At 32.0% G+C, this 16,336-nt stretch carries 12 protein-coding genes and 1 CRISPR repeat array; of the genes, 2 read left to right on the top strand and 10 right to left on the bottom strand.

Annotated elements, in window-relative coordinates; genetic code table 11:
• Positions 1 to 71 precede the first annotated feature (71 nt).
• From G314FT_RS05820 to glsA, 4 genes are all read right to left on the bottom strand, one after another.
• On the bottom strand, positions 72 to 1,544 hold the full coding sequence (locus G314FT_RS05820) for an ABC transporter substrate-binding protein (RefSeq protein WP_423837490.1): 1,473 nt from the start codon (positions 1,542 to 1,544) through the stop codon (positions 72 to 74).
• Between the two features lie 20 nt (positions 1,545 to 1,564).
• Positions 1,565 to 2,491 carry a carbohydrate ABC transporter permease gene (locus G314FT_RS05815; protein WP_117973088.1) on the bottom strand — a complete coding sequence of 309 codons (927 nt, stop codon included), beginning with the start codon at positions 2,489 to 2,491 and terminating at the stop codon, positions 1,565 to 1,567.
• A 15-nt stretch (positions 2,492 to 2,506) separates the two neighbouring features.
• Positions 2,507 to 3,448, bottom strand: coding sequence for an ABC transporter permease (locus G314FT_RS05810; RefSeq protein WP_257699409.1), 942 nt, complete (start codon positions 3,446 to 3,448; stop codon positions 2,507 to 2,509).
• Positions 3,449 to 3,613: 165 nt separating this feature from the next.
• Positions 3,614 to 4,540, bottom strand: a complete 927-nt coding sequence (glsA, locus tag G314FT_RS05805; RefSeq protein WP_257702522.1) for a glutaminase A — start codon at positions 4,538 to 4,540, stop codon at positions 3,614 to 3,616.
• Between the two features lie 230 nt (positions 4,541 to 4,770).
• Here glsA and G314FT_RS05800 point away from each other — a divergent pair, with 230 nt between their 5' ends.
• Positions 4,771 to 6,210, top strand: coding sequence for an MDR family MFS transporter (locus tag G314FT_RS05800; protein WP_257699407.1), 1,440 nt, complete (start codon positions 4,771 to 4,773; stop codon positions 6,208 to 6,210).
• Positions 6,211 to 6,316: 106 nt separating this feature from the next.
• Positions 6,317 to 6,951: a CRISPR direct-repeat array (repeat unit 36 nt; unit sequence GTTTTGGAAGCATTCAAAACAACATAGCTCTAAAAC).
• A gap of 95 nt (positions 6,952 to 7,046) precedes the next feature.
• On the opposite strand, the gene csn2 is transcribed toward G314FT_RS05800, so the two are convergent.
• From csn2 to G314FT_RS05770, 6 genes are all read right to left on the bottom strand, one after another.
• On the bottom strand, positions 7,047 to 7,712 hold the full coding sequence (csn2, locus tag G314FT_RS05795) for a type II-A CRISPR-associated protein Csn2 (RefSeq protein WP_257699405.1): 666 nt from the start codon (positions 7,710 to 7,712) through the stop codon (positions 7,047 to 7,049).
• Complete coding sequence (gene cas2, locus G314FT_RS05790) at positions 7,705 to 8,040, bottom strand: CRISPR-associated endonuclease Cas2 (protein WP_257699402.1); 336 nt, start codon at positions 8,038 to 8,040, stop codon at positions 7,705 to 7,707. Before cas2 ends, csn2 begins: the two co-directional genes overlap by 8 nt.
• A complete protein-coding gene (gene cas1 / locus G314FT_RS05785) occupies positions 8,037 to 8,906 on the bottom strand; it encodes a type II CRISPR-associated endonuclease Cas1 (protein ID WP_257702521.1) in 870 nt (289 codons plus the stop codon). Before cas1 ends, cas2 begins: the two co-directional genes overlap by 4 nt.
• Positions 8,903 to 12,910 carry a type II CRISPR RNA-guided endonuclease Cas9 gene (cas9, locus tag G314FT_RS05780; RefSeq protein ID WP_257699401.1) on the bottom strand — a complete coding sequence of 1,336 codons (4,008 nt, stop codon included), beginning with the start codon at positions 12,908 to 12,910 and terminating at the stop codon, positions 8,903 to 8,905. The genes cas1 and cas9 overlap by 4 nt, the downstream gene beginning before the upstream one ends.
• Positions 12,911 to 13,160: 250 nt before the next feature.
• Positions 13,161 to 15,161 carry a transketolase gene (gene tkt / locus G314FT_RS05775; RefSeq protein WP_257699399.1) on the bottom strand — a complete coding sequence of 667 codons (2,001 nt, stop codon included), beginning with the start codon at positions 15,159 to 15,161 and terminating at the stop codon, positions 13,161 to 13,163.
• A gap of 97 nt (positions 15,162 to 15,258) precedes the next feature.
• Positions 15,259 to 15,501, bottom strand: a complete 243-nt coding sequence (locus G314FT_RS05770) for a DUF896 family protein (protein ID WP_117973093.1) — start codon at positions 15,499 to 15,501, stop codon at positions 15,259 to 15,261.
• Between the two features lie 145 nt (positions 15,502 to 15,646).
• On the opposite strand from G314FT_RS05770, the gene lexA reads away from it, so the two are divergent.
• Entirely contained in the window at positions 15,647 to 16,267 is a 621-nt protein-coding gene (gene lexA, locus G314FT_RS05765) for a transcriptional repressor LexA (RefSeq protein WP_257699397.1), read from the top strand.
• Positions 16,268 to 16,336 lie beyond the last annotated feature (69 nt).

Below are 16,336 nucleotides of genomic sequence, written 5' to 3'. Positions count from 1 at the left end.
TTTTATGATAGGATTAATGACCATAATGTGAAAAGACTGAAACTCTTTTTGCTCGTTTCAGTCTTTCATTGTTATTTACTTGTCTTTAAAAAGTCATCCAATTGAGATTGCATTTCTTTTTGTACTTTATCCCATCCTGCAGTTTCCAAATCTTTATTTAATTTTGGTAATGTTTCTTTTGGATCAACTGTTCCTGTATTTAAACTGGCTTTATAACGATTCATCACATTTGCGATGTTAGTAATTTCAGTTTTTACAGGTGCTGTATTAAAGTTGAACCCTAAAATTGGAGAAACTTCTGCATTTTTTATGCTTTCATCACGTTCTTTAATTTTTTCTTCTGGTAATGTATCTTGTGTGTATAAAATCATGTTGTTCCCTGTATTCCAAGCAGCCATGTGCATATTTGGTTTATAACCGTCTAATAATTTAATACGATTGTCACCAACTTTTTCCCACGCTTCGCCTTCAACACCCCAAACTAATCCATTTAATAAAGTTGGGTCACTATTTAATAATCCTAAAAATTCGACTGATTTTTCTTTGTTTTTAGAAACATTTGATACAACAAAGTTTGCCATTTGAGCTTGTGCTGTTGTTTTCAATGGTTTCGTAATTGCTTTTGACACCAATGGATGACCAGCAGCATTACTTAAAATTGTATCACCATAATCCATAGGTCCTTGTGTTTCTTCACGCATAAACCAAGTATTACCTTCTAAAGGATAGCCTGTTGTGTTTGTTGATGCGTCTGTTGGAATTAATTTGTCTTCATACCATTTATGCATTAATTCTAAGTTTGATACAAATTCAGAATCATCATATTGGTTGATAATTTTGATACCATCTTTACTATCATTTTTAACAGCAAATGGGTACTCTTTTCCTAATGGATAATCATAATCTCCTGATAATTGGAACGATTGTCCAATAGCAAATGGCGCTATATTAGGTTCTTTTTCATGAAATTCCTTTAATACTTTTTCAGCATCTGCATATGATTTAACATCATCAATGTTTAAATTGTATTTATCTAAATATTCTTTATTAAATGTTAGAACTTGTTGACCATATACATTACCGTTTACTGGAAAAGCATATAATTTTCCATCAATCGTATTCCCTTTAATATAAGCTTCATCCAACTGCTCATAAGCATCTTTAGCGTATTTAGGCGCTAATTCAGTTAAATCAGCATAAGCTCCTTTTTGTGCATTTGCCACATAATTTGAAGCAAAAGAGATGTCATAGTTTTCACCTGAAGCAATGATGGTACTCATTTTCTTGTCCCAATCACCCCAACCAATATATTGTAAATCAACTTTTACATTAATGGCTTCTTCAATTTGCTTATTAGCAATTGACATCAACTCATCATAATTTTCTGGTTTATCGCCAATTTGATACATCAATAAAGTGGTGACATCACCATCTTTTCCGCTACTTTTTTTATCATCTGCTTTTTTATCTCCACCACAAGCTGTTAACGCAAGGGTTGCCACAATCGCAGTCGACGCAAATAAAAATTTCTTTACATGTTTCACTAATAATTCCTCCTAAATAGTTATTCTTTTACTCCACCAATTGTTAATCCGCCAACAAAATATTTTTGGAAAAACGGGTAGGTTATTGCTATAGGTAATGTTGAAATAACAACAATCGCCATACGAGCTGACTCGCTTGGTAAGGCTGCTAGACCTCCTGATACTTGAGCACTCATTCCTGCATTTTGTGCTAGATAGTCTAAGTTATTTTGAATCTTCATTAATAAATACTGTAATGGAATTAAATTATCATTTTGGATATAAAGTAATGCATTAAACCAGTCATTCCAATACCCAAGAGCTGCAAATAAACTAATCGTTGCAATACCTGGTACTGCAAGTGGTAATACAATACGAACAAAAATCTTTAATTCACTCGCGCCATCAATTCTAGCTGATTCGATAATACTATCTGGAACATTTTTTCTAAAGAAAGTCCGCATAACTAAAATATTAAATGGTCCAAGGGCTAACGGTAAAATCAATGCCCATATGGTATCTTTTAATTGAAGTAAGTTACTCATTACTAAGTAATTTGCCACCATACCAGGTACAAATAACATCGTAATTAAAGCAAACAGTGTAAAAAATCGTTTAAACGGAAAATTATTTCTTGAAATCGCATAAGCATATAAACTGGTTATGGTAGCATTTACAATTGTTCCCACAACTGTGACGAAGATAGTCACTCCAAACGAGCGTACAATTTTAGCTGACATGTTTCCAGAGAAAATATATTTGTATGCTTCAAATGACCACTCTTTTGGGAAAAAGCTATATCCATTTGCTGTTAATGCCGATTCACCTGTCAGTGAAATAATAATGACAAAAATAAATGGGATTAAACAAGAAATAGCAAATAACGCGATTAAAATACTGAAAAACAAATCCACTTTTGGACTAAAAGCACGTATTTCAACTTTTTTGACTTTCTTTTTTTCTCTCAATATTACTCACCTCCATTAGAATAATGCTGCATCTGGATCTAATTTTCTAACAATTGCATTGGTCCCTAATAATAAGGTACTTCCTACAACTGATTGATATAAACTTGCTGCAGCTGACATCCCAATGTCCCCTGTTGCCGTCATACCATTATAAATATAAGTATCCAGCACAGATGTCACTTGATACAATGCACCAGAATTCATTGGAACAGAGTAGAACATACCAAAGTCTGCTCTAAAAATACCACCAATGTTTAAAATTAATAACACACTCATCATTGGGATAATTTGTGGAATGGTTACATTTTTGATTTGTTGCCACTTACTTGCACCGTCCACCATTGCTGCTTCATAATACGTTGGATCAATCCCCATAACTGATGCATAGTAGATAATACTGTTGTATCCCAAACTCTTCCATACATTTAAGATAACAAAAATCAATGGCCACCATTTTGGATCAGCATACCAATTAATTGGTGTTTTTCCATTTGATAATAGCAAATGATTAATGATACCTTTATCTGGACTTAAGAATGCGTATACAAAATAGGAAATAACTACCCAAGACAAGAAATATGGCAGTAAAGACATCGTATGATAAACTTTTACTGCTCGTTTATTTCTCAACTCACTCATGATAATGGCAAACGCTATAGCAAAAAACAAATTAAATGCTAAAAATACAATATTATAAACCAATGTATTTCTAGTAATTAACCATGCATCACTTGAGGAAAATAAAAATTTAAAATTTTCAAATCCGACCCAAGGACTCTGTTTTAAACTAGCAAAAAAACCATCTGGAGATATTCTAAAGTCTTTAAAGGCAACGACATTAGCCATTACTGGAATATAGAAGAAAAAAATAAACCAAATCATGCCTGGTAAAGCCATCAAAATTAATGCCTTGTACCGAACAATGTCAGACCATGTTTTTTTTAATTTATTGCCCATTTGTTTCCCTCCCTCATAACTTATAGATACAGTATAATACTGAGGTCTCATTTTTTTAAGAAACAAATTATAGTTTTATCTAAACAAATTATAGTTTTATCTCATAAAAACATTTTCAAATTAATTTTTTAACCACTTTGAATACATTAATATGATTTAAGTTATTTAATCAAAGATATTTAAATGTAATTTAGTTACTACGTCTTTTAATAATCTCACCCCTGCCAAACTATTTCCTGACTTATCTAGTGGTGGACTAAATACTCCAATCCCAAATTGATTGGGCGAAACACCCATCAATCCCCCACCAACACCACTCTTACCTGGTATACCAACATGTGCAGAAAACTCACCCGACTCATCATACAATCCAGCAGTTGTCATAACAGATTTAACCAGTGTGGCAGATTCCTCTGAAATAAGTCGCTTATTATCCCATGGTTTAATTCCTTTATTGGCTAAAACACTTGCCATCATGGCGATATTTTCAGTGGTTACATTCAAAGAACACTGCTTAAAATAAACTTCCAATACGCCTTCAACCTCTTTTGAGAGCATGTTATTCCCTTTTAAATAATAAGCTAGTGAACGATTAATATCTCCAGTTTTTGCCTCTGACTGATAGATTTCCTCATTTAAAGAAATGGTATTATCATGACAGATTTCTTTAATAAAGCTTAGCAATCTACTATAACAGTCATCAGGAGAACTTCCCTGAATTAACGATGTTGTTTCAATAGCCCCTATATTAACAAAAGGATTAAGTGGGTGTTTATCGTGATTTATTTCCATATTAAGAGGTGAATTAAAAGAAAAACCAGTGGCTTCAGTATTTATATGATTTAATACATTAGACAAACCATTGTCCTCAATGGCTAACAATAACGCTGGCACTTTTGAGATACTCTCAATAGCAAATTTAACAGAAGACTCTCCCGCTGATAACATATCCCTTGTTTTTATATTATACAAAGTTATCCCTAGCTGGTTGGGATTCACTTTTGCTAGAGCTGGGATATAATGAGCGTTTTGGCCTTCACTACAATATGATTTATTTTTTATCACCAATTGTTCTAATTCCTTTTGATTCATTATCCACCATCTACTTTCATTCAATTTTGTCATAATATTAGTTTGCCTCACACAAAAGAAAAAATAATGTTATTTTTACAAATCTTCTTAGTTTTTTTATCCTACGACAACTAGTCAACATGACAAAATAAGATATTCTATGAAAAATGACAATAAATCATAAACATTTTCATTAGTTTTTCAAAAAAGTAGCGTAATATCGACATTATATTAGTTAAGGAGGGGTTTTTATGGAACAACCAATTGTCAAACTCAAACATCGTAATATATTAGTCATTACAATTATTATTGGAAGTTTTTGCACCGTTTTAAACCAAATGCTTCTAACAACTGCTTATCCTGATTTAATGCGTCAATTTTCTGTCTCTACCTCAACGATTCAATGGCTGACAACTGGATTTTTATTAGTCAATGGTATTATGATTCCAGTTAGTGCTTATTTTATGAATAATATCCCCACTAAAAAATTATACATTGGGGCAATCACTCTTTTTTTAATAGGAACCATTATTTGCTTTGTCTCAACGTCTTTTAACCTCTTGTTATTTGGTCGAATCATTCAAGCCATGGGAGTTGGTATCTCACTTCCTCTTTTACAAACCATTATGTTAAGCATCTATCCTGAAAATGAGCGTGGTAAAGCACTAGGTATTGCAGGAATTGTTATCGGTCTTGCACCAGCGATTGGTCCGACGCTTTCTGGTTGGGTTATTGATACTTTCAACTGGCGTTACTTATTTGGCTTACTTATTCCCATCATTCTTTTTGTTATCGTTCTATCTATTATTTTTATGCAGAATGTGCTTCCCCTGCATCCTTCAAAAATAGATATTCCCTCACCTATCCTATCCACCCTTGGTTTTGGTAGTTTACTTTATGGGTTTTCTCTTGTCGGAGATCATGGCTGGACAGATCCTCTTGTTCTTTTATTACTTATTTTAGGGACTACTCTTGTGGTGATTTTTTGCAAAAGACAACTTAAAATTAATAACCCTTTTTTGCGTATGGATGTCTTTAAATCAAAGTTATTTATTAACACAACCATTTTAAGTGGTATTGTGAATATGGCTATGGTTGGTGCTGAAATGGTACTCCCTCTCTATATCCAAAATGTTCGTGGGTATAATCCCTTTCATTCTGGATTAGTTTTATTTCCAGGTGCTTTAATCTTAGGAATTATGATGCCCATTACTGGTAAATTATTTGATAAGTATGGAGCAAAATATTTATCAATTATTGGGATGAGTTTATTAACAATTGGGACTGCTTGTTTATGTACTCTAAATGAAAAAACACCTATGCATTTTATCACCATTATTTACGGTGTCAGAATGCTAGGTGTCAGTATGGTTATGATGCCAGTAACCACAGCCGGTATGAATTCACTACCTGATACTCTCATTAGTCATGGTTCTGCTGCAAATAATACAGCAAAACAATTATTCAGCTCTATTGGGACAGCCATCTTAATTAGTTTCCTATCTCAAGCAACCCTAAAAGATATGCCACATAAATCACTTCTGTTAAGTTCTCCTATTACTTACAAATCAGATGTGTTATCTGCTACCTTACATGGTTACAATATTGCCTTTATCGTCGCAACACTATTTTGTGCGATGGGTCTAGCGCAAGCCATTTTTATGGGCATGAACAAATCTTTGAATAAATAAAATAAAAATCTATGCCAATAAAATAACATTGACATAGATTTTTATAAATAATTATTAGTTTCATATTTCTAAAACGTGTATGCATTGAAACGAACTTTAGTATGTTGTTTTGGAAGCATTCAAAACAACATAGCTCTAAAACCTATTTTTATTAGCATAACGATTCCACATTGTTTTGGAAGCATTCAAAACAACATAGCTCTAAAACATAACACCTAGATTTTCAGCTAATGATATGGTTTTGGAAGCATTCAAAACAACATAGCTCTAAAACAGAAACTGATGAAAATATTGGTGGTGGTCGTTGTTTTGGAAGCATTCAAAACAACATAGCTCTAAAACTTAAAGTACGTTTCATAACCATTTGAATTGGGTTTTGGAAGCATTCAAAACAACATAGCTCTAAAACTGAGCCATTGATTTCACACCATCTTCTGATGTTTTGGAAGCATTCAAAACAACATAGCTCTAAAACAACTATGTCTTTGAATGAGATGTTAGACTTTGTTTTGGAAGCATTCAAAACAACATAGCTCTAAAACCTCTTTTCCGGCAGATAAGCGTAATTTACTTGTTTTGGAAGCATTCAAAACAACATAGCTCTAAAACTAAGCTGCATTTAACATCAACTTGGCACGCGTTTTGGAAGCATTCAAAACAACATAGCTCTAAAACACTCTTTCAAATATCTCTTAACTTCATAACGTTTTGGAAGCATTCAAAACAACATAGCTCTAAAACCTCATAGTAAAAGATTTCGTAATCGCACTATATACTCATAGCAAAGTATTTGTTTTGAATGCTTGTCATTTTTTCAAAGAACTTCGTTTACTCCATTATATCATATTTTCTTTATAAAAATAGAAATCGTCATCTAAAACATAATTAGTCATTCCCATCATTTTATGTCGTTCTAAAAATAATACACTAACCTGGCATAACTGAATATATTCATTTAGAGAGAGCATGTCTTCAGTAGATAAATAAGAACTAACATTAATAAATACCAGACACTTCTTTTTAGATAGATATCTAAAAGTTTCAATAATGTCTAACATTTTAAGAAAAATTGATTCCTGATTGACTTGTATTTTTATACCTAAAGACTTAAATAATTCCTGAGTAGTTATCTCATCCATCGTTAAGCTCAACTCATGTTCCAACATTTCATGACTTATAAGGCTTGTAATCTGATCAGTATAATAGTCTATTTTTGTTTTTGTTTCAATATTCATATTAAGTTGTGACTCTAAATCAGAATATATTAATCTAATAATAGGAGATGAATTAATATCAAAACCTAAAACATCGGTAATCACTAACAATTCATTTTCTTTTAATGATTGAAACTTGGAATCAAATAATTTTAATTTAGTTGCCATATCTAATTGATGCATCTCTTTTACTATTTCAGCATAGTATCCTTGATCTTGTATAACTAAATACAGTAATCCATTTATCTTAATTGGAGAATCTAAAATAGATAAATTCATATTAATCATAATCGTCACCTAAAAAGACTACTCGACTATCTGTATTACTAACACTCGTATCACTTTCACCTGATAAAAAAAGCATACGAGAAAATTGCTTTTCTGTTATATTAAGCACTGTCACAATTCCATCCTCTGGGTTATTTTTTCGTAATCTGGCAATCATCGCTTTTGATGCTGTATCATTCAACAGTATCTTACTATATACAGAAAATTGATGCATGAGAAACCCTTCCTCAATTAAAAATTTTCTAAACTTACGATAGGTTTTTCTGTTTTCTGCCGTCTCTGTCGGTAAATCAAACATTACTAACATTCTCATATATCGATAACTCATATCCTAAAACTAGGAATGCCTTCCACTTCTCCATTTAATTTTTTTATAACTTTTTTAGTATAATCACTGACAATATTCGTTAAATACATATTTTTATTATTAAATTGATATGTATTACTAAACAATTCAAATAAGTGTCTCTTAATTTTTATAAACTCTTCTTCTTGGTACTCGTAAACTAACTCGTCTACAAGACAGCGAAAAGGTTCCATGATATCACTAGCTAAATTATAACTATTAAACTGATTATTATGTTTCAATCCTAATTGTGTCATGCAACCATTTTTGACAATTTCTCTAGCAAACATGCTCATAAGTAAAGTGTACCCATAGTTTAAACCACTATTGATATTTGACTCATCATGTCTAGAAAAACCATTACCAAATAGTGTATTGAAGTAGATTCTTGCCGCATGACCTTCTCGATTGGATGGATCGTGAGGAAGTAATCCATCATGCAAATATAAAATGGAGTCCGACTTATCATAATAATGATGATCTTTTAAAAAAGCACTCTGATTTAAAATTTTTTGCGAAATAATACTTGTCCACACCTCTATTTTTGTTTCCTCACCCCAATTAATTTGTTTAGATAGTTGCAAACTACTATCATGTTTACCATAGAAAGGTAAGAGTTTTCCAATTGGTAAACGATGATCGTCACAAAATAATATCAAAATATTTTCATCTACTAATCTCTTGATTAACATAGTCGTCAAAGTAATATCCGTCGTTTCCAACAATAGAATGTCTATCTCTGATAAATGAATCATCTCACTTTGTTGTGTGGAACGATAAATCAAGTGATTGTTTTTATAACTAATTTTAGAATGTGTGTTAATGACCACTACACGCCACCCCATTATAATTGTCCTAAGTCTATGCGTGTTTCATATAAACCAGTAATTGATTGATAAATAAGTGTACTTTCAAACAATTCTTGAATATCCAATGTTCTCATATATCTATACCTAGATATTTTTACTCCAAAATAATCAAAGTCCATTGCCACACCAAATCGAGTAAATTTTAATAAGTTAATAGTAGATGAAGCCAATTTTAGCAAATCAGTTTCCTTATTATCATTATATAATGTATTTATTTTATTTAAGTTAGATTCAGCTCCTACGTACATTTCAGCATAAAGATTGACATGTGTCATCAACTCATCATATTTCTCTCTGTTTTTAGTGATATATTCAAAACTTTCTTTATTTCCTTCTATTGCTTTTTGTGAATGATACAGCAACTTCACTAAATCATTTGATAAAACAAATTGGTTGCCTTTTTGTAATTCTGTTGCACTTGCTAACATACGTCTTTTACCAGTTTTCGTTTCAAATAGACTATATTTTGAAAGTTCTAATAAGATCACAGGCTCAACATACCCCATTTTTAGCAAGTAATCTCCTTTATTTTTCTGGTAATCCGATAATTTGATTAATGGTATCCCTACTACTTCGTTTGTTAAAACAAGTTTTTTTCCTTTTTTATGTCTAATAAACACACTAAGTGCAATTATAGGTTCCTTATAACCTCCATATTTTTTCGTGTCTAGATGAGATTTAATTGGTATCAATTTATTAGAGTTACTATGAGGGTATATCGTTTCTTTATAAAAACGTCCCTTTTGTTGTTCCACTTTTTTAACAATATTCATTTGTTTATACTCTAATACTTTTTTTACCGTTGAAATATCTTTACTCGACCAAACTATCTCACCATTACCATCAACTACTGGTTTCTTTGCCTCAAAACATTTCATGATATTAGTATACATTTTTAATTTATCTGTTGCAGACAATCGTTTTTTTAAACTTTGTGTTGGGAATTCGCCATAGACAAATTCACCACGTAAATTGGGATACACTTTTAACAGTGTCGTTCCTACCACAGCATTTAAATAAGCATCATGAGCATGATGATAATCATTTAAATCTCGTAATTTATAAAGATTAAACATCTTTCTAAATTGACTAGTCAGTGAAGATTTCAATGTTAAGACATTCACTGTTCGTTTGATATTTCCTTTTTCATCTTTTTCTATATTAAATTTTTCATCTAATAATCTAGCAACATGTTTAGTAATTTGTCTTGTCTCAACTAATTGTCGATGAATAAATCCTGCTTTATCCGCTTCAGTTAATCCACCTCTTTCATTTTTAGTCAGATTATCAAATTTTCGTTGTGATATAGCCCCACATTTTAATAATTTTTGCCAATATGCTTTGTTTCGTTTAACCACTTTTTCACTAGGTACATCATCTTTTTTCCCACGATTTTCTTTTGATGAAACAAGGACTAAATTATCCAATGAATTATCCGTAATAAAACTTTGAGGAATAATATGGTCGATATCATAATACGATAGTTTATCCAAGTCTAATGGTTTACCTGTGTATAAATCAATTCCATTTTGCAAATAATATAATAACAATCGGTTACTTTTCAATGCGTCATTTGATGGCAATTCTCTCTTTAACAGCTCACTATCTAACTCTTTTAAACTTTTTTCAATTTGAGATAATCTAGTATTACTTCTATTTGTTCGCTGATTTTCTCGAGCCATCTCAACTACTATATTTTTAGGAGGTGTTCCCATAATTTCGACAAGCTCATCAACTATTTTTAAACTTTGTAGTATTCCTTTTTTCAAAGCTGGACTACCAGGTAAACTAGTTACCACGTCATCTTGACTATCAAATTCTTTTGCACGCTGTTCTGCTAAAATAGTGTCTTTAAATGATAATGATGGATCATTAATTAATTGCATAAAATTACGATTAGTATTAATTGAAACACCATCATCATTAATTAAAAAATCAAGAATTGTTTTATTACTTTCTTTATCCTTTATACCCACTAATAATTTCTTAGACAATCTCCCCCATCCAGTATAGTGTCGTCTTTCCAAATTTTTTAAAGCTTTCTGGGGTAATATATCTTTGTACTGTGAAAGTTGTTCTCTAATCATTTTCTTGTCTTCAAAAATAGTCAACGTTTTAATAATATCTTCAATTATTTCTTCATTCAATATATCATCTAAAAATTCTTTTGGTATTCCTTGTTTTATCAAATCGTGATACGTACTAAAGGATGCATTAAAAGATTCTTCTATCCCCTCAATTGATGCTGTTGTGATGAAGTAACAATTGCTTAAGTAATTAATAATATCTTTTTTAGTTACTCTTCTCTTATTTTTAAATAACTCTTCAAATATAGCAATTTTCTCATCACTTGAAAAATTCATAAATCGATTTCTTTCATCCTTGTATCTAACTTTTGTTAGTTCGTTAAATACCATATATTTTTGATAAATCAAACTATTTTTAGGTAAGACTTTTTCATTTGGTAAATAAAGGTCATAATTGGTCATTCTTTCAATGAAATTGGTAGCTGATTTTGGTAAGTCAACTTTCTCTTCCAGATTCCAAGGTGTGATATTACCGGTTTCTTTTCGTACCAACCACGAAAATTTACTACTTCCATTAGCAAGTGGACCAACATAATAAGGTATTCTAAATGTTAAAATCTGTTCAATCTTTTCACTATTTTCTTTTAAAAACGGGTAGTGTTCACTTTGATTTTTTAAAATAGCACGTAATTCTTCCAGATGAATCTGATGTGGAATAATCCCATTGTCATAAGTACGTTGTTTTCTTAAGAACTCTTCATTGTCTATTCGTTTCAAAAATTCCTCATTATTAGGTGTACTAGATAATGTTTTTTTCATATATTTATAGAATTCCTCTTCACTAACTCCATTATCAATATAACCTGCATATCCTTTTTTAGTTTTATCTTTAAATATCTCGTTATATTGATCAGGTATATATTGTTTAACATAATGTTTCAATTTTTTTAGTTCAACTTTATGGTTTTCATATCTATTAATCATACTGGCAGATAGTTTAGCATGACTAGTCTCATCTGTATCAGAGAGAATATTGGATAATTCGATTGATTCATAGACATTTTTTGCCGCCTCAAATAAGTCTGAAAATTCATCTCCAACCAGTTCTAATAACGTTTCTAATTCTTGATCGTATTCTTCTTTAGAGAACTGCAATTTTATTGCTTCTTCAAGATTAAATATCTTAGTAAAATTTCCTTGATTTCCAACAATCATTTTAATCAACTGTCCGAATAAAGAATTCGATTTTTCATTTGGATAGTTTTTCAATATTAATTCAACTTTTTTACTTTTAGATTCGTGCTGGTTAATGATTGAACTAATTTCAATGCTATTATTCAATATGGCATCATTACTGTTATAAACAAAATCACTTTGGTTGTATGTATGAATAAATTTTTTAAAACTCTCATCTACTGAAATGTTCTGTGTTGAAAACTTTCCTTCAATGAGGAAGTGTCCTCTATATTTTATAATGTGTGAACAAGCTAAATAAACTAAACGTAAATCAACTTGTTCAGTTGAGTCTGCTAACTCTTTTCTCAAATGATAAATAGTAGGATATTTTTTATGGTAATCTTGATCCAATTCTTCCGTTCCGAAAATTGGGTACTGTTGATAGGTTTTATCTTCTAATTTTAAAAACGTCTCTCCCAATCTATCAAAAAAATATTTATCCACTTGAGATATAGGACTAATAAATATCTCTTTTAAGTAATCCAATCTGTTTTTCCTTCTAGTATATCGTCTACGAGTCGTTCTTTTTAAACGTGTATCTTTGGCTGTATCCCCTTCTTCAAATAAACGCACACCCCATAAATTTCTCTTAATATACTTTTTATTACCATTTCCTTTTATTAACATTTTCTTTTTTATTAAATCATTATTATCTCTAATAACACTCCACCCAACAGAATTTGTCCCTATGTCTAATCCAATAGAATACTCTTTTATCATTTAAACTCCTCCTAATTTTTGTTGATTTTTATTTTAAAACAATCTATAATGAACTTGTTGGTAGCATTCAACACAACATAGCGAGTTAAAATAAGGCTTAGTCCGTAATCAACTTTTGTGGCGCTGTTTCGGCGCTTTTTTTTATTTTTTACTATTATACAACAATATCTATTCACACTACTAACTAATTATAAATTATACCATAATAAACAAAAAAATCCCGATAGTTTAAAAACTACCGGGTTTTTTATTATAAAGAATTAAATGTTTTTACAACATTTTCTACTGTAAATCCGTATTCTTCAATCACTTTATTGCCAGGCGCACTGGCACCAAAGCGATCAGTGCCCATCGCTTTTCCAGACAAGCCAACATAACGTTCCCAACCAAATGTTGCGCCCATTTCGATTGACACGCGTTTGCTCACTGATGAAGGTAACACACTTTCTTTATAAGCTGTATCTTGTGCGTCAAATAAAGTAGTCGATGGCATTGAAACGACTGACACATCCACGCCTTCTTTTTCATACAACGCTTTTTGTGCATCCATCGCTAATTTCACTTCTGATCCAGTCGCGATCAAGATTCCGTCTGGTGTGTCACGTTTTGATGGAGATAATACGTAGGCTCCACGTGCAACCCCTTCATAGGCTTTTTCTTTTGTTCCTTCAAGAACTGGTAAGTTTTGTCTTGATAAAGCTAAAACAGTTGGTGTTTCTGTTGATGTTGCAGCCAATTTCCATGCTGCTGATACTTCATTGCCATCAGCTGGACGAATTAAGTTTACATTTGGTATCCCACGTAAGCTTGATAACTGTTCGATTGGCTCATGCGTTGGACCATCTTCACCAACTGCAATAGAGTCATGTGTTAACACAAATGTTACAGGTGCTTTTTGAATCGCTGATAAACGCAATGCTGGACGTAAGTAGTCGACAAATACGAAGAATGTTCCACCATACACACGGGTTCCACCATGCAAAGCAATCCCATTCATTGCTGCTGCCATACCAAATTCACGAACACCAAACCAAATATTACGGCCTTCATATTGTCCTGGTTCAAAATCTTTTTCAGCTGCCACCATTGTATTGTTTGATGATGATAAATCGGCTGATCCTCCCCAGAATGATGGGATTTCTTTTGATAAGACTTGAATGGCTTCTTTACTTGTCACACGACTCGCAGCACTTTCACCAAGTTCATATGTTGGTAAAACAGATTCCAAATCAACTGTCACGTCATCTTTGAAGGCTTCTTCAAATTGTTTCGCTAGTTCTGGATAAGTAGCTTTATAATCAGCAAATAGTTTTTGCCACTCTGCTTCTGCTTTTTCACCTTTTTCTACCATATCAGCGTGGAAACGTGTTGCCACTTCTTCTGGTACAGTAAATGCTGGGTAATCCCAACCGTAAGATTTTTTAGCAAACGCCACACCGTCAACTCCAAGTGGTGCACCATGAACTTTGTTTGTTCCTTCGTTTTCAGCACCAAATCCAATCACTGTTTTGACTTCAATCATGGTTGGTTTTGTAGTTTCTTTTTGTGCGGCTTCAATAGCATTCGCAATTTCTTCTAAATCGTTGCCGTCTTTGACTAAAATGTGTTGCCATCCTGATGATTCAACACGACCTTTAACGTCTTCCGTAAATGACTTATCTAATGGTCCGTCTAATGAAATACCATTTGAATCATATAACACAATTAATTTACCAAGTTTTAAATGACCAGCTAAACTGATTGCTTCTTGAGAAATACCTTCCATTAAATCACCATCACCACATAAAGCATACGTGTAATGGTCAACGATATTAAATTGATCTTTGTTATATGTTGCAGCGAGGTGCGCTTCTGCCATCGCAAATCCAACACTCATCGCAATTCCTTGACCTAATGGACCAGTTGTTGCTTCTACCCCATCTGTATGATGAACTTCAGGATGTCCTGGTGTTAAACTATCCCATTGACGGAATTTTTTTAATTCCTCCATTGGTAAGTTATAACCTGACAAATGAAGTAAACTATAAAGCATTGCGGAACCATGTCCTGCCGATAACACAAAACGGTCACGGTCTGCCCATTGTCTTGATGTTTTAGGATTGACCTTTAAAAATTTTGTCCAAAGAGTGTAAGCCATTGGAGCTGCCCCCATTGGTAATCCTGGATGTCCTGAATTTGCTTGTTGAACCATGTCTAAACTAAGCGTACGAATTGCATTCACACCTAGTTGATCAGTTTGATCAAATAACATATAACGCCCTCCTATTTAGGTTTTTTTTACCTTTATTATATTTTACATCTAATAATATTAATTTACAAGCGTTTTTATAGAAATAACACATGAAATTTTATCGATCATGTAATCCTTTTTCTTTTTGGATTTGTTTTAATTTCTCAGGAGTAACATCTGTCCCCTCTTCATCGACTACTTTCATTCCCTCAATGTGATTTCTCATACCTTTTCTAAAACTATGTAAATATTCTTCCCTCAATAATTGTTGTTCTTTTTTTTCAACGTCAGTTAGTCCCTCAGTTGTTTTTGCTTTCTTTGCTAGCTCATTAATTCTTGCTAATTTTTTTTCACTTAACATAAGTCACGACCTCCTTAAAGTTCTACCTAAATAGTAGCTTAAAAAAGATAAAAAAACAATTATATATCGTTCAAACGTACGAACATGCGTTTGATTTTAAGAAAAAATTATGTTACACTCAAAAAAAAGGAAATGAGGTATCATCATGTCAACTAAACGTTCTTCTAGGCAATTAGACGTTTTAAAATATATTCATGAACAAGTTGAAAAAAAAGGGTATCCTCCAACTGTAAGAGAAATTGGAACAGCTGTTAACCTTTCATCAACGTCTACTGTTCATGGTCACTTATCACGTTTGGAAAAAAAAGGATTGATTACTCGTGATCCAACTAAGCCCAGAGCAATCGAATTAACAAATGAAGGGTTAAAAATGATTGGAGTTAACTCTCCTTTTATTCCAATGCTTGGTGTTGTAACTGCAGGTGAGCCAATCTTAGCTGTTGAAGAAGCATCAGATTTTTTCCCATTACCTCCTGACTTAAAATATGAAGAGAATAGTTTATTCATGTTAACCATTCGAGGAGATAGTATGATAAATGCTGGGATATTTGATGGTGATCATGTCATTGTAAGAAAACAGTCATCTGCTATTAATGGTGAAATTGTTATTGCTATGACAGATGAAAATGAAGCAACATGTAAAAGGTTTTTTAAAGAAAAAAATCATATTAGATTACAACCGGAAAATGATACATTAGAACCAATTATCTTAAACAGTGTCGCTATTTTAGGTAAAGTGGTTGGACTTTATAGAAATCATATTTAATAAAGCATAACGTTATGCTTTATTTTTTTCTTTACAAAGAGAACAGATGTTTGTATAATATGTTTACAG

The organism is Vagococcus luciliae (assembly GCF_024637875.1).
Classification (GTDB): domain Bacteria; phylum Bacillota; class Bacilli; order Lactobacillales; family Vagococcaceae; genus Vagococcus; species Vagococcus luciliae.
Note: the sequence above shows the minus strand (reverse complement) of the source record. Positions and strands in the feature narration are given on the sequence as shown.

What these genes read in the sequence shown, in the direction of transcription:
- cas2 (WP_257699402.1), bottom strand. Translation starts at nt 8,040, where the DNA reads ATGAGTTATCGATATATGAGAATGTTAGTAATGTTTGATTTACCGACA.
- G314FT_RS05800 (WP_257699407.1), top strand. Translation starts at nt 4,771, where the DNA reads ATGGAACAACCAATTGTCAAACTCAAACATCGTAATATATTAGTCATT.
- G314FT_RS05810 (WP_257699409.1), bottom strand. Translation starts at nt 3,448, where the DNA reads ATGGGCAATAAATTAAAAAAAACATGGTCTGACATTGTTCGGTACAAG.
- csn2 (WP_257699405.1), bottom strand. Translation starts at nt 7,712, where the DNA reads ATGATTAATATGAATTTATCTATTTTAGATTCTCCAATTAAGATAAAT.
- tkt (WP_257699399.1), bottom strand. Translation starts at nt 15,161, where the DNA reads ATGTTATTTGATCAAACTGATCAACTAGGTGTGAATGCAATTCGTACG.
- glsA (WP_257702522.1), bottom strand. Translation starts at nt 4,540, where the DNA reads ATGAATCAAAAGGAATTAGAACAATTGGTGATAAAAAATAAATCATAT.
- G314FT_RS05770 (WP_117973093.1), bottom strand. Translation starts at nt 15,501, where the DNA reads ATGTTAAGTGAAAAAAAATTAGCAAGAATTAATGAGCTAGCAAAGAAA.
- cas9 (WP_257699401.1), bottom strand. Translation starts at nt 12,910, where the DNA reads ATGATAAAAGAGTATTCTATTGGATTAGACATAGGGACAAATTCTGTT.
- lexA (WP_257699397.1), top strand. Translation starts at nt 15,647, where the DNA reads ATGTCAACTAAACGTTCTTCTAGGCAATTAGACGTTTTAAAATATATT.